General features: G+C 36.9%; 21 protein-coding genes. All 21 read left to right on the top strand.

The genetic code is table 11. The annotated features are described in order from the left end of the window. The first annotated feature begins 9 nt into the window (after positions 1–9). The 21 genes from UFO1_RS12840 (at position 10) to UFO1_RS12740 (ending at position 19,581) form a co-directional block, all read left to right on the top strand. On the top strand, positions 10–1,392 hold the full coding sequence (locus tag UFO1_RS12840; RefSeq protein ID WP_038671356.1) for a flagellar hook-length control protein FliK: 1,383 nt from the start codon (positions 10–12) through the stop codon (positions 1,390–1,392). 15 nt (positions 1,393–1,407) lie between these two features. Further along, positions 1,408–2,025 carry a flagellar hook capping FlgD N-terminal domain-containing protein gene (locus UFO1_RS12835; RefSeq protein ID WP_038671354.1) on the top strand — a complete coding sequence of 206 codons (618 nt, stop codon included), beginning with the start codon at positions 1,408–1,410 and terminating at the stop codon, positions 2,023–2,025. A 27-nt stretch (positions 2,026–2,052) separates the two neighbouring features. Continuing rightward, positions 2,053–2,454 (top strand): TIGR02530 family flagellar biosynthesis protein, encoded by a 402-nt coding sequence (locus tag UFO1_RS12830; RefSeq protein ID WP_038671352.1) that lies wholly within the window; start codon positions 2,053–2,055, stop codon positions 2,452–2,454. Positions 2,455–2,534: 80 nt separating this feature from the next. Further along, positions 2,535–4,223 carry a flagellar hook protein FlgE gene (locus tag UFO1_RS12825; RefSeq protein WP_038671350.1) on the top strand — a complete coding sequence of 563 codons (1,689 nt, stop codon included), beginning with the start codon at positions 2,535–2,537 and terminating at the stop codon, positions 4,221–4,223. 60 nt (positions 4,224–4,283) lie between these two features. Beyond that, a complete protein-coding gene (locus tag UFO1_RS12820; RefSeq protein WP_038671348.1) occupies positions 4,284–4,478 on the top strand; it encodes a flagellar FlbD family protein in 195 nt (64 codons plus the stop codon). A 185-nt stretch (positions 4,479–4,663) separates the two neighbouring features. Continuing rightward, positions 4,664–5,137, top strand: coding sequence for a flagellar basal body-associated protein FliL (gene fliL / locus UFO1_RS12815; protein WP_038675172.1), 474 nt, complete (start codon positions 4,664–4,666; stop codon positions 5,135–5,137). Positions 5,138–5,197: 60 nt separating this feature from the next. Continuing rightward, on the top strand, positions 5,198–6,202 hold the full coding sequence (gene fliM, locus UFO1_RS12810; protein WP_038671346.1) for a flagellar motor switch protein FliM: 1,005 nt from the start codon (positions 5,198–5,200) through the stop codon (positions 6,200–6,202). Further along, positions 6,195–7,298, top strand: coding sequence for a flagellar motor switch phosphatase FliY (fliY, locus tag UFO1_RS12805; RefSeq protein WP_038671344.1), 1,104 nt, complete (start codon positions 6,195–6,197; stop codon positions 7,296–7,298). The genes fliM and fliY overlap by 8 nt, the downstream gene beginning before the upstream one ends. 63 nt (positions 7,299–7,361) lie before the next feature. After that, positions 7,362–7,724: a response regulator gene (locus UFO1_RS12800; RefSeq protein WP_038671342.1), complete on the top strand. Its 363-nt coding sequence runs from the start codon at positions 7,362–7,364 to the stop codon at positions 7,722–7,724. 26 nt (positions 7,725–7,750) lie between these two features. Further along, positions 7,751–8,293 carry a flagellar biosynthetic protein FliO gene (gene fliO, locus UFO1_RS12795; protein ID WP_236639186.1) on the top strand — a complete coding sequence of 181 codons (543 nt, stop codon included), beginning with the start codon at positions 7,751–7,753 and terminating at the stop codon, positions 8,291–8,293. A gap of 23 nt (positions 8,294–8,316) precedes the next feature. After that, positions 8,317–9,063 carry a flagellar type III secretion system pore protein FliP gene (fliP, locus tag UFO1_RS12790; protein WP_051789112.1) on the top strand — a complete coding sequence of 249 codons (747 nt, stop codon included), beginning with the start codon at positions 8,317–8,319 and terminating at the stop codon, positions 9,061–9,063. A gap of 11 nt (positions 9,064–9,074) precedes the next feature. Next, positions 9,075–9,344: a flagellar biosynthesis protein FliQ gene (gene fliQ, locus UFO1_RS12785; RefSeq protein WP_038671336.1), complete on the top strand. Its 270-nt coding sequence runs from the start codon at positions 9,075–9,077 to the stop codon at positions 9,342–9,344. 17 nt (positions 9,345–9,361) lie between these two features. Then, positions 9,362–10,141, top strand: coding sequence for a flagellar biosynthetic protein FliR (gene fliR, locus UFO1_RS12780; RefSeq protein WP_038671334.1), 780 nt, complete (start codon positions 9,362–9,364; stop codon positions 10,139–10,141). Further along, on the top strand, positions 10,095–11,243 hold the full coding sequence (gene flhB, locus UFO1_RS12775) for a flagellar biosynthesis protein FlhB (RefSeq protein WP_038671332.1): 1,149 nt from the start codon (positions 10,095–10,097) through the stop codon (positions 11,241–11,243). Before fliR ends, flhB begins: the two co-directional genes overlap by 47 nt. A gap of 18 nt (positions 11,244–11,261) precedes the next feature. Beyond that, the gene (gene flhA, locus UFO1_RS12770; RefSeq protein WP_038671330.1) at positions 11,262–13,334 is read left to right on the top strand and encodes a flagellar biosynthesis protein FlhA; all 2,073 of its coding nucleotides are present in this window, start codon (positions 11,262–11,264) and stop codon (positions 13,332–13,334) included. After that, positions 13,335–14,423: a flagellar biosynthesis protein FlhF gene (flhF, locus tag UFO1_RS12765; protein WP_038671328.1), complete on the top strand. Its 1,089-nt coding sequence runs from the start codon at positions 13,335–13,337 to the stop codon at positions 14,421–14,423. 1 nt (position 14,424) lies between these two features. Continuing rightward, positions 14,425–15,312, top strand: a complete 888-nt coding sequence (locus UFO1_RS12760) for a MinD/ParA family protein (protein ID WP_038671326.1) — start codon at positions 14,425–14,427, stop codon at positions 15,310–15,312. A gap of 33 nt (positions 15,313–15,345) precedes the next feature. After that, positions 15,346–15,999 (top strand): flagellar brake protein, encoded by a 654-nt coding sequence (locus UFO1_RS12755; RefSeq protein WP_038671324.1) that lies wholly within the window; start codon positions 15,346–15,348, stop codon positions 15,997–15,999. A gap of 11 nt (positions 16,000–16,010) precedes the next feature. Further along, entirely contained in the window at positions 16,011–17,051 is a 1,041-nt protein-coding gene (locus UFO1_RS12750) for a chemotaxis response regulator protein-glutamate methylesterase (protein WP_038671322.1), read from the top strand. 14 nt (positions 17,052–17,065) lie between these two features. Then, the gene (locus tag UFO1_RS12745; protein WP_038675171.1) at positions 17,066–19,102 is read left to right on the top strand and encodes a chemotaxis protein CheA; all 2,037 of its coding nucleotides are present in this window, start codon (positions 17,066–17,068) and stop codon (positions 19,100–19,102) included. A gap of 14 nt (positions 19,103–19,116) precedes the next feature. Further along, positions 19,117–19,581, top strand: coding sequence for a chemotaxis protein CheW (locus UFO1_RS12740; protein ID WP_038671321.1), 465 nt, complete (start codon positions 19,117–19,119; stop codon positions 19,579–19,581). The last annotated feature ends 1 nt before the right edge of the window (position 19,582 follow it).

Genomic DNA, 19,582 nt, shown 5'->3' with positions numbered 1-19,582 from the left:
GGTGAAAAAATGGCTACAATGGTAAATGTGATTCCGGTAGAAACAAAAGCACAGGTTGCGCCGAAAGCTGGAAGTCAAAGAAGTAGTACTGACAATGGTAAGTCAGCATTAGGGTTTGCTAAAGCATTAGACATTCAGACGGAAAAAGCAACAAAAGCTGATACAAACGAAGCGAATAGTTCTACCGCTGCTCCGTTAATGTTAGGACTTATGGGGATGGCTTTGCCGGCTACTATAAATGTAATAGCAACTCAAAGCGATGATGTGTTAGATAATGGGATAACGCAAATAGTGGACGCTAAAGATCAGCTGTCAGAGATGGGGATTGCAAGTCAGAAAATGACTCAAAATGAATTGACAAATTTGATGCAAAAAATGACGACTGTAAATGAACCTGTTGAGAGTAATAATCTTGGATCGCAACAAGCTAAATTGCAAGAGTTATTGAATGAAGTACAGTCAGTAGAACAAGTGCAATCAACAGGGCAAGTACAATTAACTGTTAATTCTACGAAAAGTATAGACTTGACAGCGAATCAAGCATTACTTTCGGCAGTTGCCTCTACGGAAAGTAGTAATGGGGTAGGCAATAATAATGTTTCCCAATCTAAGAATAAAAGTATTAATCTAAATGATATTGGTGCGGGGAAATTCATAAAATCAAACACATCAAGTGCGCCTCAGACAATAGTAACATCTGTAGTTCCTGAAGTGGTTGATACTGATCTAAACACTGTGAACGCTCCTCAAATAGCAAACGCTCCAGAAGAAGTCACGACGACAAGTGATAGCAAATTGAATTCTTTACTTTTAGACGGTAAGGAACAGTTAAGTGCCGAGGACAGCTTATCTACTAAAGCGGCAGATAAGACAGAAACTTTTGTAAATGTTTTGAATCAGCAAACGGTTAAAAATGAAACAGTAGTTGTAGCGCCTGAGGTAAAGCAAGTAGTACAGCAACCAGTGAAAGACCCTTATAATATTTCTTCACAAATTGTTGAACAGGCACGCCTAGTAACAGGTTCGAAAAATTCAGAAATGATTATTCAGCTTAAGCCAGAACATTTGGGAGAATTAACTTTCAAAGTAACCGTTGAAAGTGGCGTAGTTAGTGCGAGTTTCCATTCTAATAATAGCGAAGTTCGTAACATGATTGAAGCATCGCTTCCACAACTGAAACAAGATCTATCGAATCAAGGGTTAAAAATCGAGAATGTTGGTGTATATGCAGGTTTAGGAGATTTCTTTTCTAATGAACAGCGGGAAAGCCAACAATACCCGGAAGTGAAAGTACATAATAAGAAAATTGAGGAAGATTTTATTGATGCACTAGAGTCTACTAGTGTAAGCGAATCGACTTCAGAAGTATCCGGTGTAGATTATCGCATATAAAAAGGAGATGGTTTTATGTCTAATGCAGTTAGTAGTGCAACAAATACTAATACTAATGGCAATACAGCTACAGCGACTAAATCAAATAGTTCTTTAGGGAAAGATGATTTTTTGAATTTACTTGTTAAACAACTTCAGTATCAAAATCCATTAGACCCTATGGATAATACAGCATTTGTTGCACAAATGGCTCAATTTTCTAGCTTGGAACAAATGCAAAATCTAAATACTACTATGACTAATATGCAGGCTAGTAATATGATTGGTAATACTATAAATTTCAAAAATGATAGTGGTAATGTTATTTCAGGGGTCGTGGCGGGAACAAGTACTGCTTCTGGAGTTACTAGTTTGGTTGTTGGGGTAGATGCGGTGCAGTATCCAAAATATCTTCCAACTACAACAGGCGACTTAGTAAATTGTGCAGTTAGCTGGACTGATAGTAGTAAAGTGTCCCATTCCGGTGTAATTACGAGCGCAACCGTTGATAGTAGTGGAGCAGTAAAAGTTACAGCAACGGAAACAGATTCAAGTGGAAAGACTACAACAAGTACTTTTGCATCAACAAAAATCACTAGACTGATAGTTCCAACTAAAGTAGATGTGAGTAAAGTAACTGATACTACAAAATAGTGTTGCGTTATCAGGAGGTTAGAAGATATGGCTGAAAATAGTATATATCAATTGCAACAATCTATGGCTCCTGTAACTAAGATTACTGGTAATCCAGCATATAACACTAATTATAACCAAGGTAAAAATAGTACTACATCTTTTAATCAACTTTTAACGCAAGAGATAGCAGGTGTAAAATTTTCTCAGCATGCTCAGCAACGATTGCAAAGTAGGAGTATTAAGCTAGGGCAGGCCGAGTTAGTTAAATTGAATGATGCAGTAGAAAAAGCTGCACAAAAAGGTGCGAATGAATCTTTGGTATTCATGAGTAATAGTAATCTAGCTTTAGTAGTTAGTGTGAAAAATAAAACAGTGATTACGGTTATGGATGGTGCAAATAGTAAAGAGAATGTTTTTACGAATATTGATAGTGCGGTAATTGTGTAAGGCTGGACCTCTAGTGGAGAGCCTTTGGCTGTTGAATGATGGATACAGTCAAAAATAAATAAAAGTGAGGTTGATTTATTATGATGCGTTCCTTGTACGCTGCTGTTTCTGGGTTGAAAAATAACCAAACTTATATGGACGTTATTGGTAATAACATTTCAAATGTTAATACAACAGGCTATAAAACTTCTAATGTTACTTTTCAAGATATGCTAAGTCAAACACTAAAAGGTGCCTCCAGTCCTTCAGGCAATAAGGGAGGAACTAACCCAATGCAGGTTGGTCTTGGGGGAAGTGTAGCTAGTATTAGTACGAATTTTACAGATGGAAGTACACAATCGACAGGTATTGCAACAAATTTAGCAATTTCCGGAGATGGGTTTTTTGTTGTAGGTACGCCTACAAATCAAATGTATACTCGTAGTGGCGATTTTTCTCCTGATAAACAAGGTAATTTCGTTAATAGTGCAGGTTATAGTGTACTAGGTTGGCAAGCTAATGCCTCTGGTGTTGTTGACACTACGCAGCCAATTTCAGCACTGAAAATTCCAGTGGGTTCTACTATGGCTGCCAAAGTATCGACTGCAATTACACTGAGTGGTAATTTAAATGCTGGTGCTACTGCTTTAGATTCAGCCACAGTAAAAAGTAATGCTGATACAGCTGTAACGGATACTACTACATTACAAACAAAGGTAGCAGCTGTGGTAACAGCTTATGGACCACTTACAGCGGCTACAAAAAGTCTTGTAGATACAGCAAAAACAGATGCAGATAATGCTGTAGCAAAGGCTCTATTAGCTCAAACTGCCGCAGCTAACTTAGTTGCAGGCACAGGTACAGCTGCAGCTGCCTTAGCCGCAGCGAACGCCGCAGCGACGGCAGCGAATACTGCTGCAACTTCGGCTTCAGCGGCAAGTAGCGCAATAGCGGCAGATGCAGGAGTTACAGCAGCAATTACTACGGCTGCGTCAGCCATGACCGCCGCAGCCCCGGTAGCTACCACAGCTACCAGTGCAACTGTGACTTCAGCAACTGCAGCATCTACTAATGATTCGGTTCAGCCAGTTTCTTTGGATCTATATGATACACAAGGAAATAAATATACCTTAACAGGTACGATCACGAAAACAGGAAGTAATACGTGGAGATTTACACCAGCTTCAACAATCATTGGCGGTGCAGATGGAAAAACTACAGTTGCTACTGTTACTGGGGGACCATCTACGATTAAATTTAATGCAGATGGCACATTTAATACTAGCACAGTCTTTAATTCTCTAACAATTGATCCAGCTGGAGGTCCGTATGCAGGTGCAGGTGCTTTTACAGTTCAACCTAGTGGTTCGGCATTGACGCAAAATGGTAGTGATTCAACGGCTAAAATAGCTGATACAGATGGATATGCTGCAGGTACTTTAAATGGTCAATCAATTGGTACTGATGGATCAATTATTGGCAGTTTTACGAATGGAAAAACGCAGGTTATTGGTCAAGTTGCTTTAGCTGTATTTAATAATCCGGATGGCTTGATTTCCTCAGGTGGTAGTTTGTATTCTAAATCTACTAATTCGGGAGAACCTCAGATTGGTACGGCTGGTACTGGTGGCCGTGGCACATTTACTCCTGGTAGTTTGGAGATGTCTAATGTTGATTTGGCCCAACAATTTACAAATATGATTGTTGCGCAACGTGCCTTCCAGGCTAACTCTAAAATTATTACAACTGATGATAGCATGCTGGAAGAGCTTGTGAACCTAAAACGATAATAGTGTAGGGGGATTATATCCCCCTTATCTTATAAATTGTTAAGTTATGGAGGGTGTTTTATGATAAAAGTTACGCGTCTTAAATCACAAGAAGAATTTGTATTAAATGCCGAATTAATTGAAACCATTGAAGAGACTCCTGATACGGTTATTACTCTTACCGGTGGTAGGAAATTAATTGTAGAAGAATCCATGGATGAGGTAGTACGTAAAGTTATGGATTACCGCCGGGCTATCTTGGGTAAGTTTAGATAAATTAAGCACATTAGAAAAAACTAAAAGAGAAAATTATATGATAAATAGAAATTTTTCTTGTTATCTTATCATTTTGAATAAAGTTATCTTGTAAGATGCCTTAGTTCTTAGATGCATAAAGAATAAGACATTATTGAAAATGGCGATTTACAGTGGTGCGTTTAGATGAAATTGGAGGTGTAGCAGTGGCTGATGGTGAAAAGAAGTTTTCTATGATGATGATTGTAGGAATGATTGTAGTTGGTTTATTGTTGGCAGGGGGGATTTCCTATTTTATTGCTACTAAAATTGTCTCGGACAGAACGGTAGATAAAAAATCTTCTCAACGAGATCCAGGTGTTTTTGTTAAATTGGGTGATGCAAAAGATGGATTAATTATTAATATTGGCGGAGCGAATAGTGGACGTTATCTAAAAATTGGGCTTATTGTCGAATTAAAGCCTGATAAAAAGAGTGCGGCGGCTACAGGAAAAGGTACTTCTCCTGAGGAAGTAAAGTTAGCTGATACAGCAGTATATGTATTGCGTTCACAAAAAATTGAGGACTTTGATCCTTTAAAGCAAGAACAATTAAAAGAACTTCTAAAAAATGAAATTAATAAAGCGTTTGGTGACGATAGAGTCTATGACGTATATATTACTAATTTTGTTTTGCAGTAGATTTAAAAATTATGTCGTATTATAATAAGTAATAGATTAGCTGGGAAAGGAGGGGGAATATTGGCAGGATCAGATGTATTATCACAATCTGAAATTGATGATCTATTGTCTGCCTTATCTACGGGGGTAGTGTCTGCTGAAGAAATTAAGGATGAGCAAAAGCAACGGAAAATTAAAGCTTATGATTTTAAGAGACCTGATAAATTCTCTAAGGATCAAATTCGCACATTGTATATGTTACATGAAAACTTTGCTCGCCTTATGAACACTTACCTTTCTGCACATCTTCGGACAATTGTACATATTGATGTGGCTTCTGTTGATCAATTGACGTATGAAGAGTTTATTCGTTCATTGCCAAATCCAAGTGTAATTGGTGTATTTCAAATGCGTCCGCTTAAAGGAAATGCAATTTTAGAATTTAATCCTAATGTCATTTTTTCGATTATTGATCGGCTATTTGGCGGACCTGGCTTACCACCAACGAAAACACGTTCTTTAACGGATATTGAAGAAGCTATTGTTAAACGGGTTATTAATAAAACCTTAGAATGTTTTCAAGAAGCTTGGAAACAAGTTGTTGCAATAGAACCTAAGCTAGAAGTAATGGAATCAAATCCTCAGTTCACTCAGATTGTACCGCCTAATGATATGGTTGTTATTATTACCTTACACATTAAAATTGGTCAAGCTGAGGGATTAGTTAATATTTGTATCCCTTATTTAGTTCTTGAGCCAATTATGTCCAAATTAACAACGACTTATTGGGTTGCGTCCTCGGTTGCAAAACAGGCATTACCAGAGCATATTAATGCTATACAACGTAAACTAGAGAAAGCTTTTATCCCTCTATTTGTTGAGTTGGGTAAAACTACCATAACCGTACAGGAATTGTTAGGTTTAACGGTGAATGACGTCCTACAATTAAATAGCAAAGTTGAAAATGATTTAGATGTTATGGTAGGTCAAAATAAAAAATTCAGAGGGAAACCAGGGATTTCTGGGCACAAAGTTGCATTACAAGTTACAAAAGTGATTTCTGAAGGAGATGAAAATAATGAGTGAAGGCTTTCTTTCCCAAGATGAGATTGATGCTTTGCTGAAGGGCAGCGAGGCGACTTCATCCTCTCCAGCCCCTGATTTATCGGATATAGAAAAAGATGCTCTTGGTGAAATTGGTAATATTTCTATGGGCAGTGCAGCAACTACATTATCAGTGCTGCTTGGCCGACGAGTATCAATTACTACGCCACGTGTATCTGTATCTAATTTAGAAGATATAAAGGGCCAGTATCCTCTTCCTTATTTGGTTATTGAGGTTGGATATACGCATGGTATTCTCGGAACAAATGTGCTAGCGATAAGAGAACAGGATGCATTAATCATTGCAGATTTGATGATGGGTGGGGATGGAACAAATCCACCGACTGAATTAAATGAGCTATATATGAGCGCGGTGAGTGAGGCTATGAACCAGATGATGGGAGGGGTTGCTACCTCCATGTCAACTATGTTCCGTAAAAAAATAGATATTTCACCACCTAGTGTTAACTTAATTGATTTTGCTGTTGCTTCTAGTATTACAAATGCTGTTGGGACGAATGACGATATTGTTCGTGTTGCTTTCCGTATGGAAGTAGAAGATTTAATTGATAGTGAAATTATGCAAATCTTACCGATTGATGTAGCTAAAGAAATGGTCGATAGCTTAATGAATGCTGTAGAACCAGTCAATGCGCCACCTGCTGTTCAAGCGCCTAAAGTAGCAGCTTCATCACCACAAACACCAAAAGTGCAGCAACAAGTTGCTATGCCAGTGCAACAGCAACAACCTATTCAGCATGTAAATGTACAACCAGTACAGTTTGCACCGTTGATGCCGGGAGCTATGCCAAGCACTGACACAAATATTGATCTTATAATGGATGTTCCTTTACAGGTTACTGTGGAGTTAGGGCGAACCCGTAAATTGATTCGCGATATTTTAGAATTGGCACCAGGTTCAGTTGTTGAACTAGATAAATTAGCTGGAGAACCTGTCGATATATTAGTAAATGGAAAATTGATTGCCAAAGGTGAAGTTGTAGTTATTGATGAAAACTTTGGTGTTCGAATTACTGACATTATTAGTCCGCTAGAACGTACCTATAATTTGCAGTAAATTATCTTTCTATTAATGATTGATTAATAAACGTTATATAAGTAATTAGGGGGAGATATAGAAATGGCAACAAAAGTTTTAATTGTTGATGATGCGGCGTTCATGCGCATGATGGTAAAGGATATTTTAAGTAAAAATGGCTATGAAATAGTTGGTGAGGCGGAAAATGGTCTTAAGGCCGTTGAAAAGTTTCAAGAATTAAAACCTGATCTTACTACGATGGATATTACTATGCCTGAAATGGATGGTATTACTGCCGTAAAAGAAATTAAAAAACTTGATCCTAGTGCAAAAGTCATCATGTGCAGTGCAATGGGACAACAAGCAATGGTTGTTGAAGCCATTCAAGCTGGTGCTCGTGATTTTATTGTAAAACCTTTTCAACCTGATAGAGTATTGGAAGCTGTTCGTAAAGCAGTTGGTTAATAATGAATAATAAGAGATACCTAGGAATGTTTATATTAGTATTGTTAATACTCTTCTCCGGAGTATTAACAATTGACCCAGTTTATGCTGCAGAAGCTGGTGGCGAATACTTGCAATATCAAGAACCAAAGTCCACTGCCTCTGTATCTTGGTTTTCTACCATTTCCTATATTTTTTCTCTATTACTGACTTTTGCACTTGTTATTGGGCTTGCCTATTTTGCCTCCCGTTTTTTAGGAAAAAAGTTGGGAGGTTTATCGGCAATTGGCAGCAATAAAATAGTTAGTACCTTGTCTTTAGGAGCTAACCGAGCAGTGTACATCGTTGAAATTGCAGGTAAGTTTTTGATTTTAGGAGTTACAGATCAGAATATTAGTGTTTTACAAGAAATAACAGATGTTGAGGAAATTGAAAAATTGAAAGTAGAACAGCTTTCTGTGCCTAAAGAGCAGTTTGAGGGGGTTTTTCAAAGGCAACTCGCTTCTCTACAACGACTTTCCCAAACATTTCCTACTACTTTTGGCGCGTTTACGCAAAATGAACAAAAACAGGAAAGCGAGAAGAGGTAAGGTAAGTGTCTAAATATCGAAACATATTTTTTAGTGTGATTGCTTTCACCGTCTTATTTGTTACTCCGTCACTAGCTAGTTCTGCTCCATTAGTTCCAGTTCCAAATCTAAATATTGGGGTAGAGGCTGCTACTGATCCCAAGGATGTAGCACTTAGTTTGCAAATTCTACTTACTATGACCGTGTTAACCTTAGCGCCATCAATTTTAATAATGATGACATCTTTTACAAGGATTATTGTCGTATTATCTTTTTTGCGTAGTGCTCTTGCCACACAGCAGATGCCACCAAATCAGGTTTTGGTAGGTTTAGCGTTATTCTTAACTTTCTTTACAATGTCGCCGTATCTTGATCAGGCTAATCAGAATGGCCTTCAACCTTATTTGGCGGGTACTGTTTCTCAGGAGACGGCTATGACAGAAGTATTAAAGCCGATGCGTCAGTTTATGTTTAAACAGACGCGAGAAAATGACTTGGCCTTATTTGTTAATTTGACAGAAGGTCCCCGTCCTAATTCCCCAGAGGATGTACCAACTACTACGTTGATACCCTCTTTTATTATTAGTGAACTGAAAACTGCTTTTCAAATCGGTTTTTTAATTTACATTCCCTTTATTGTCGTGGATATGGTGGTGGCAAGTACTTTAATGTCAATGGGTATGATGATGGTGCCACCCGTAATGATTTCACTACCTTTTAAATTATTATTATTTATATTAGTGGATGGTTGGCACTTGATTGTTCTCTCATTGATTCATAGTTTCCACTAAAGGAGGGTTTTATGTCAGGTGATATGGCAGTCCAAATTAGTCGTGATGCTTTGTCAATGGTGATGCTTATCGCAGCACCCATGTTAGGGCTTGGCCTATTAGTTGGTGTTTTGGTTAGTATTTTTCAAGCTACGACACAGATCCAAGAACAAACACTAGCTTTTATTCCTAAAATAATTGCCATCTTTGTTGCAATATTGGTATTTGGTCCATGGATGTTAAGTTTGATGGTTGATTATACACGTGAAATTTTCACTAATTTACCAAATATGGTCCGTTGATGTAAGGAGTAATTTTTGTGGATTTTTTTGCGTTAATGCAAAATCAAATAGGCTTTTTCCTACTAATATTTATTCGTATTACTGGCATATTTATGTTGACTCCTATTTTCGGTAGTAAGAACATTAATAAGTATATTAAAGTAGGCCTAGCGCTAATTATTACATATATATTATTTCCGCTGGCGTTTCAAAGTGGGGTAGTAATACCAGAACATTTTCTTCCATATCTTTTCGTTGTTATGGGAGAGCTTGTTATTGGTTTGATTATAGGATTTGTAAGTTCTCTAGTCTTTTCTTCCATTCAAATGGCAGGTCAATTACTTGATATGCAGATAGGCTTTGGTGTTATTAATATATTTGATCCACAATCAGGTACTCAGGTTCCGCTGATTGGTAATTTTAAATATATCTTAGCATTGCTAGTGTTCTTAGCTACGAATGGTCATCATGTTTTGTTGTCTGCCTTGTTTTCTAGCTTTAAATTAGTACCTGTAACTGGATTTACAGTTCAGGCAGCATTATCTGACTTTATTATTAATATGGTTAGTGGAACTTTTGTTATTGCACTAAAGATTAGTATGCCAATCCTTATCACGATAATAATTACAGATATAGCTTTAGGAATATTAGCTCGAACAATGCCACAAATGAATATTTTTGTTGTGGGTGTGCCGGGAAAAATTCTTATTGGTCTTTTTGTATTATCTTTAGCATTGCCTTTTTATATAATTTTTTTGGAGATGGCGTTTAATGGAATGTATAAAGATATTTTCCGACTCTTGGCACTCTTGGGATAAAGTGAATCTATGTTATTCTTATAGTAAATTAGATTTTGACTTACAGTTATTTGCTGGGGAAAAAACAGAAGAGGGTACTGCAAAACGCAAGGGAGAAGCCAGGGAAAAGGGACAAGTTGCTAAAAGCACGGAAGTGAATTCCGTATTTGTTATTTTAGCAGCTTTCTTTACACTTAAAATTATTGGTTCTTATATTTACGATGAATTAATCGGTTATATGCAATTGGTTTTTACTAATTTAGTTTTACCAGACATTACAATAAATTCTCTGCAAGAGATTTTTTTTGGTTTTGGTGTTGTGTTTTTAAAAACTGCCCTACCAATGATGTGTGTTATTTTGCTAATATCTTTGACAATTAATTTTATTCAGGTTGGTTTTATCTTTTCATTAGAACCTCTTATGCCTAGTTTTAGTAAAATAAATCCGATTGCAGGGTTTGGACGTTTATTTTCTAAACGATCCATAGTGGAACTGGCAAAATCAATATTGAAAATAGTTATTATTGGTTATTTTATTTATCGCTTTATGATCAAACAAACACTACAGATTCCTGCTTTAGTGGGTGCAGAATTAATTGATTCTTTGCACTTAACGGCGTCACTTATTTTGGACTTGGTTTTTCAAATTAGTGCTGTAATGATGGTGTTGGCCGCTTTCGATTATTTTTATCAGTGGTGGGAACACAAACAAAGTCTGATGATGAGTAAAGATGATATTAAGCAAGAATTTAAACAAATGGAAGGTGACCCACAAATAAAGGGGAAAATCAAACAGCGTCAGAGGGCTATGTCTATGCAACGTATGATGCAAGAGGTCCCGAAGGCTGATGTAATTGTGACAAATCCAACTCACTTTGCTGTTGCCTTAAAATATGATAAAGAGATGTTGGCCCCCGTCATTGTAGCAAAGGGGCAAGATCTAATAGCGCAAAAAATTAAGGAAATTGCCAAAGAAAATAGTGTTGTTATTGTTGAAAATAAAATATTAGCTCGAGCCTTATATGCTGCTGTTGAGATTAATCAACCAGTGCCACCAGAATTATACCAGGCCGTAGCAGAAGTATTAGCATATGTTTATAAATTAAAAAAACGTTTTTCTTAATTTGAAGGAGCGAATAAAGTGGCTACACAAACAGCGCCGTTCTCAGGTTTTTCTAAAATAACAAAATATAGTGATATTGTAGTTGGTCTTGCAATTATTATGATTGTTGTCATGATGATAATTCCATTGCCATCTGTTTTACTGGATTTATTGTTAACATTAAATATTACCCTAGCTCTTATTATTATAATGATAGCTGTTTATAATGTTGAGCCATTGCAGTTTTCAATCTTTCCTTCCTTATTGTTAATTACCACCTTATTTCGACTAGCACTAAATGTGTCGTCGACGCGACTTATCTTACTTGATGGGTATGCAGGTGAGGTCATTATGGCCTTTGGTAATTTCGTAGTTGGTGGTAATGCTATTATTGGTTTTATTATGTTTGTTATTTTGATTATTATACAGTTTATGGTTATTACCAAAGGTTCTGAGCGTGTCGCGGAAGTTGCTGCTAGGTTTACTTTGGATGCTATGCCAGGTAAACAAATGAGTATTGATGCTGATTTGAATTCTGGAGCGATTACAGATGCTGAAGCACGTCATCGCCGCGTTAAGATTCAGCGAGAAGCTGATTTTTATGGAGCGATGGACGGAGCGAGTAAGTTTGTAAAAGGGGATGCGATAGCAGCAATTATTATTATTGTTATCAATATTGTTGGTGGTTTTATTATTGGCATGGTTCAGCGGAATTTAGGTGTAGTGCAAGCATTGCAAAGCTACACCTTATTGACTGTGGGAGAAGGCTTAGTAAATCAGATACCAGCATTATTAATCTCTACCGCAACAGGTATTGTGGTTACGAGAGCTGCATCAGATTCAAATTTGGGTCATGATCTTGTAGCACAGATTTTTACAACTCCAAGAGTATTTTTCATTGTATCCGGCGTATTGGCAATGTTATCTTTTGTTCCTGGCTTGCCAATTATTCCTTTTTTATCTCTTGCTCTTATTGCTTTTGCAATTGGCTTTGTGTTAAGACGAAGCATGCAGCATGAGGTGCAGTCAGAGATAAATAATTTGGAGGAAAAGGAAAACCAAGAGGTACGTAATCCAGAAAATATAGTATCATTACTACAAATTGATACTATGGAGCTTGAAATTGGTTATAGTCTCATACCTATGGTAGACATTTCTCAAGGCGGGGATTTGCTTGATCGCGTAGTTATGATCCGTCGCCAATGTGCTTTAGAATTAGGGCTGATTGTTCCTACTATCCGGATTCGGGATAATATTCAATTGAAACCTAATATCTATGTAATAAAATTAAAAGGAATAGAGATTGCTAAGGGCGAATTATTACTTGATCATTACTTGGCTATGAACTCAGGCACCGTCTTTGAGGAAGTTAGCGGCATTGAAACGGTAGAACCCGCTTTTGGTTTACCTGCATTATGGATTCAAGAGGCAAATCGAGAACAAGCGGAACTGGCAGGGTATACTGTGGTAGATCCTGTATCAGTATTGGCGACTCACCTTACAGAAGTTGTTAAGAGTCATGCATTTGAAATTTTGGGACGTCAAGAAGTTCAAACCTTAGTTGAATCCGTGAAGCAAAATAATGCAACTGTAGTAGAAGAATTAACACCGAACTTGTTATCAATTGGTGATATTCAAAAAGTATTAGCTAAATTATTACGTGAGCGGATCTCCATACGAGATATGGTGACAATTTTTGAAACCCTGGCGGACTATGCTCAGTTGACAAAGGATACAGATATTTTAACCGAATATGTTCGTCATGCATTAGCTAGACAAATTTCAAGGCAATATGCACAAAATAATGTTTTGACCTGCTTAACTGTTGATCCACAGTTGGAAAACCTGATTGCAGGCGCAGTTCAACGTAATGAAAATGGTTCCTATGTAGCTCTTGAACCAACTGTCCTACAGACAATTATATCTTGCTTGTCTAAAGAGTTACCTAGAATTACAAATATTGGTTATCAACCAATTATTCTTACAAGTCCTGCTGTTAGAACTTATTTCTATAAATTAGTGGAGCGTAGCATACCTAATTTAATTGTTTTATCTTATGCAGAAATGGAATCCAATGTTGAAGTGCAATCGTTAGGGATGGTGAAAATATAATTGAAAGTTAGAGTGTTTACTGCTGATTCTATACAGGAAGCTATGGCGCAAGTCAAGGGTGTTTTAGGCCGTGATGCAATTATATTACATACAAGAAAGATTCGTAGAGGTGGCATTTTTGGCTACTTTTTAAAAGAGAAAGTAGAAGTCACTGCAGCGATTGAGACACCAATAGCGCCACCAGTGTCAGCACCCTCGGTACAAAAAATAGAACCTAATAGTAAAGAAACATCTAAGGATGTCGCAGTACAATTTGAGCTTGCTAGCATGCGTAACTTATTAGAGAAGGTTTTACATAAGATTCCAAAGGATGGTAAGAGTTCTCCAGCACTTGAACTATTAATTAATAACGATATTGATATTAATGTCGCTGAGAAAATATTGCAGGAATTACCGGTTGATTCATCTAAATTTGATACTGCGAGTTTTGAACTTCGTAAGATGATAATTGCACAAATTCAGACCTGTTTGGAATGTGTTTCCGGGATTGAAATCCCTAAAGAGGGTAGGAAAATAGTTGCGTTTATTGGACCAACTGGGGTTGGCAAAACAACAACGATTGCAAAATTGGCTGCCAAATTTGCAATTCAAGACGGATATCAAGTTGCTCTAGTGACAGCAGATACCTATCGTATATCCGCTGTTGAGCAATTAAAGACGTACTCTGATATTATGGGGATGCCAATCCATATTGTATATGATGGAGATGAATTAAAAAAAGTCTTGAATTCTAATAAGGATAAGCAACTAATATTAATTGATACGGCTGGTCGTAGCCCTCATAATAGTGATCAGATAGAAGAATTACAGAGTCTTCTGCAAATAGATGAAACGATTGAAAAGTATTTGGTATTGAGTGCTACTACAAAGTACAAAGATGCTTTAGATATTGTGAAAAAGTTCTCTGTCTGTTCACCGGATAAAGTTATTTTTACTAAAATTGATGAGACTCGAAATATCGGTACAATAATTAATCTTTTGCATCAGTTTCCATTATCTTTATCTTATGTTACTAATGGTCAAAATGTGCCTGATGATATAGAATTAGTCGATTTTAGTAAATTAACACCGTTAATTTTGAGGGATTAGCATGTGGGATCAAGCAGAAAAATTACGAAAGATGGTACAAAGTGTTCCTCTTAAACCTAGTAGTTCTGTGATTAAGGCAAATCATACGAATACCCGCGTAATTACTGTTACAAGTGGTAAGGGGGGGGTTGGCAAAACTAATTTCACAGTGAATTTAGCGCTAGCGTTAGCTAAACTAGGTCAGAGAGTTGTAATTTTAGATGCAGACCTAGGCATGGGTAATGTAGATGTTATATTAGGTTGCTCAACCCCTTATAATCTTTTGCATTTATTAGAAGGCGGATTTTCTTTAATTGATATTATAGCGGACGGTCCCCTTGGTATAAAATTCTTGTCAGGGGGCTCTGGAATTTATAATTTAGCCAACTTAAATGATTCGCAGCTAAACCGAATTGTGAATCAGATTACTTTATTAGATGATATAGCGGATATTATTTTGATTGATACAGGAGCAGGCATAAATAAGAGTGTAATGAATTTTGTGGTAGCTGCTGATGAGGTTATTATAATTACAACACCAGAACCAACTGCAATTACGGATGCCTATGCCATGATGAAAACTTATGCTAATCACTCTAGTGATGCTGTGTTGAAATTGGTCATTAACCGTGTATTGGAGCCAAATGAGGGTAACATTACTGCAGATAAATTAATAAAGGTTTCTCTAAAGTTTCTTGGATTATCAATCAATAGTCTGGGTTTTGTCTGTGAAGATCTTAATTTAGTTAGGGCTGTAAAAAAGCAAACGCCTTTATTATTGGCATTTCCTAATTCTTCATCAGCACGTTGTATTGATGAAATTGCTAATCGTCTGTTATATGGAACTACTATAAAAAAAACAGATGGAATTAAAGGATTTTTTAGTAAATTAGTAGGACTAATGCGATAAAAACATTCCAGTAAGGAGGAAAAGGGGATTAGCTTGGAAAATATTTTAAAGATAAATCAACGTTTAGAAATTATGTTATCGAAAAATGTCAATTCTCCCAAGTTTACAAGTCGTGTTGAAGAAATAACCTCTAATCAAGTGATGATTGCCATGCCAATGCAGAAGGGACATCCTATTTTGCTTGATGCTGGAAGAGGATTTTATGGAAAACTGTTTGATGAAACTGGAGTTTATGTTTTTAAAAGTAAATTTTTGACTAAGAGAATGAGCCCTTTGCCGGTATGGATTATTACTCCTCCTTATGATATAGAAAAAACGCAGCAACGTTCTTTTGTTCGTTTTGATGTTGCACAGCCACTTTTAATTGAGTATGCATTGGAGAATGATCAGGAGAAATTGATTTCTCTTAATGTCGTTACTAAGGATCTTAGCGGTGGTGGACTGCAGGCTGTATGTGAGAAAGAAATTAAAATTGGAACGAAAGTAAATATGATAATCACTTTACCTGAACAAAATGAAATTCAGGTTGAAGGTGAAGTGATTAGAATCCATAAGCCTCAAATTGATCGGCCATTATTTTGGACGAGTATAAAATTTATTGGTGCTCGCGACGGTGTAAGGGATAAAATTAGTCGATTTATATTTAAGAAGCAGTTGGAGCTGCGTCAAAAGGGCTATAACTTATAGGAGGTAGGATGATGATACGAATATTAATTGTTGACGATTCTGCTTTCATGCGAAAATTATTATCAGACCTATTTTCTAATGAACCTGATTTTTTAGTAGTCGATACAGCACGTAATGGTCAAGATGCTGTGGATAAAGTGAAACACTTTAAACCAGACGTAGTAACTATGGATGTTGAAATGCCAATTATGAATGGAATACAAGCATTAGAAATCATTATGCGGGAAAAACCAACTCCAATTGTTATGCTCAGTAGCTTAACTAGTGCTGGGGCAGATGCAACGTTAGCTGCCTTAGAATTAGGAGCAGTGGATTTTGTTGCAAAAACTGCTGGAGCTATTTCCAGCATTGCGGGCATTGGAACTGAAATATTGTCTAAATGTCGAGCTGCGAGTAAGGCTAATATGCCTCAGTTAAGTAAGCATAAGGTAAATCTACCATCTATGACCAATCTTACTTTATCACCTGCGGTATCAACGAATGAACAAATTTTAACGATTGGCACATCCACGGGTGGGCCACGAGCGCTACAAGAAGTTATTACTAGGTTACCCGGTAATCTGCCTTGTGGGGTTGTGATCGTACAGCATATGCCACCAGGTTTTACGAAATCGCTATCGGAGCGTTTAAATTCTTTATCCGCTTTGACAGTTAAAGAGGCTGAGCATAATGATGTGATACGTCCAGGAATGGTTTTCATTGCTCCTGGTAATTACCACATGACAGTCGAGCGAGAAGGAAATAACAAAGTAGTAAAATTGAATCAAGATCCTCCGATTGGAGGGCATCGACCAGCAGTAGATCCAATGATGGAATCAGTAGCAAAGATTTATGGAGGACGAACTGTAGGTGTCATACTCACTGGAATGGGGCATGATGGGGCGAAGGGTATACAAGCGATAAAACAGCAACAGGGATATACTATAGCCGAAGATCAATCTACAGCAGTTGTTTTTGGTATGCCAAAGTCCGCTATTGAATTAGGTGTAGTTGATAAAGTTGTACCTCTTTCATCTATTGCTGCAGAAATTATTAAATCTCTTGTCAAATAAATATGGAGGTGGAAATTTTGGATACTAATCAATATATGGGAATGTTTTTAGAAGAGTCGCGTGAACATTTGCAAACTCTAAATAGTTGTGTATTGGATTTGGAAAATGATCCTGATAATTTATCCGTATTAAGTGAAATATTTCGTAGTGCACATACAATCAAGGGTATGTCAGCGACAATGGGTTTTACAACGATTGCTGAATTAACACATGAGATGGAAAATATTTTGGATTTGCTCCGTAAGGGGCAATTAAAAGCTAGTCATGATATTATTGATACAATCTTTAAATGTGTAGACACCTTGGAACAATTAGTTGAAAGTGTTGCTACTAATAGTGAAAGTTCTGTTGACAGTAAACCGCTTATAACTAAACTTAAGGCGTTAGCGAAAGGTGAACCAGTCCCGACGAGTGTTACTAACGCAGAGGTTAAAAGTGTAGTTGAAGCTTCTTCCTTAGTACTTAGTGATACGGAAATAGCTATTATTAAAAAGGCTCGGGCACAAGGTATGCAAGCCTATGAAATACAAGTTTCTTTGCGTGAAGGTTGTCTTTTAAAATCGGCCAGGTCTTATATGGTTATGAACGCATTAGATGAAATAGGCGATGTAATTAAAAGTGTTCCAGCAGTAGAGGAATTAGAAAAAGAAAATTTTACACTTTCCTTTCAAGTTGTTATAGTTACTGGCTCTGAAGCAGATAAAATTCAGCAAACCGTACTATCAATTTCAGAAATTGATAAAGCTGATGTTTTACCATGCGTATTGCCTGATGAAATACATAAGCAAGAGTCTACGCTAAAAATAACGGAACAGCCGTCAAAGATACAGTCTGAAGTTGAAAAAACTGCTGTTACAACAGTTTCACAACCTGTTGTAGAAAAAAAGAATAAAAGTGGTCAATCCGTACGTGTAGACATTGACAAGTTAGATACCTTATTAAATCTTGTTGGTGAATTAGTTATAAACAAGACAAGATTAGAGCAAATTGGTTTGACACATAAATTAACAGATTTAGTTGAAACCATTGAGCAAATGGACAGGGTAACTACTGATCTACAGGCCGTAGTGATGAAAGTGCGTATGGTTCCAGTTGGACAGGTATTTAATCGTTTTCCACGGATGGTTCGCGATTTATCCCGGGATCTTAATAAAGAAATTAATCTTATTATTCAAGGTGAGGAAACCGAGCTTGATCGCACTGTTATTGATGAAATTGGTGACCCTCTAGTTCATCTATTACGTAATTCAATCGACCATGGTATTGAGCAGCCCCATGAAAGAGAAGAAAAGGGCAAAAATCCTATTGGTGAGATTCGTTTAATTGCTCGTCATGAAGGAAACAACGTAATCATAATGGTTGAAGATGATGGCAAAGGGATTAATGCTGATGTTATTAAACGCAAAGCTGTTGAGAAGGGACTTATCTCCCAAGGGGAAGCAGATGCTATGGACGCGAATGAAGCAGTTCGGTTAGTCTTCTTACCAGGTTTTTCAACTGCTGCCGTTGTTACTGATGTATCAGGCCGAGGCGTAGGTATGGACGCGGTAAAAAATAAGATAGAGTCCCTTGGTGGGATGGTTGATGTTGAAACCAAGGTAAATGAAGGTAGTAAGTTCAAAATTCGCTTACCGTTAACATTAGCAATCATCCAGGCATTATTAGTTAAGGTTTCTGAAGAAATTTATGCAATTCCATTAGGTTCCATTGATAGTACGATTAACATCATGCCATCAGAAATTAAGACAGTACAAAATAAAGAAGTGATTCTGCTGCGGGGGCAGATTATTCCGATCGTCAGGTTAGCTAATGTACTTAATATACCTGAAACGGAACAGCAAGAACAGCAACAAGAAGAATTATTTGTTGTAATTGTACATATCGGTGAGCAACGTGCAGGGATTATTGTTGATAACTTAATAGGTCAGCAAGAAATTGTTATTAAATCTTTAGGTAAGTTATTAGCTGGTATAAAGATTATTGCTGGTGCGACTATTTTGGGTAATGGTCAAGTAGCTCTTATTTTAGATATAGGTTCATTAATCCAATAAGGGGGGGACAGCACATGTCAGAGCAAATTTACTCAAATAGTGAAGTACAATTAGTTGTTTTTAAATTAGGCCGGGAAGAATATAGTGTAAGTATTTTACAAGTCCAAGAAATAAAGCGTATTACAGATATTACAAGAGTTCCTCACACTCCGGATTACATAAAAGGTGTAATTAACTTAAGAGGTAGTGTTTTACCTGTTATTGATTTAAAAAAACGTCTCAATTTGCCTCAGCAAGTAGTTACAGAAGACACCCGTATAATTATTGTAAAAGTTGACGAACTATCCGTGGGAATGATTGTAGACGCGGTATCCGAAGTTATGACTATCAATCAGGAAAATATCGATTCCCCAGATGTTGTTGCAGGAAGTGTAGCAGCTAGTTACCTTAGTGGAGTGGGTAAATTAGAGAATCGACTATTAATTTTACTAAACTTAGAAGAAATTATTGGGATTGGACAGGAAACAAAAGCGATATAGT

The sequence above is a fragment of the Pelosinus sp. UFO1 genome, from assembly GCF_000725345.1.
Lineage (GTDB): Bacteria > Bacillota > Negativicutes > DSM-13327 > DSM-13327 > Pelosinus.
Note: the sequence above shows the minus strand (reverse complement) of the source record. Positions and strands in the feature narration are given on the sequence as shown.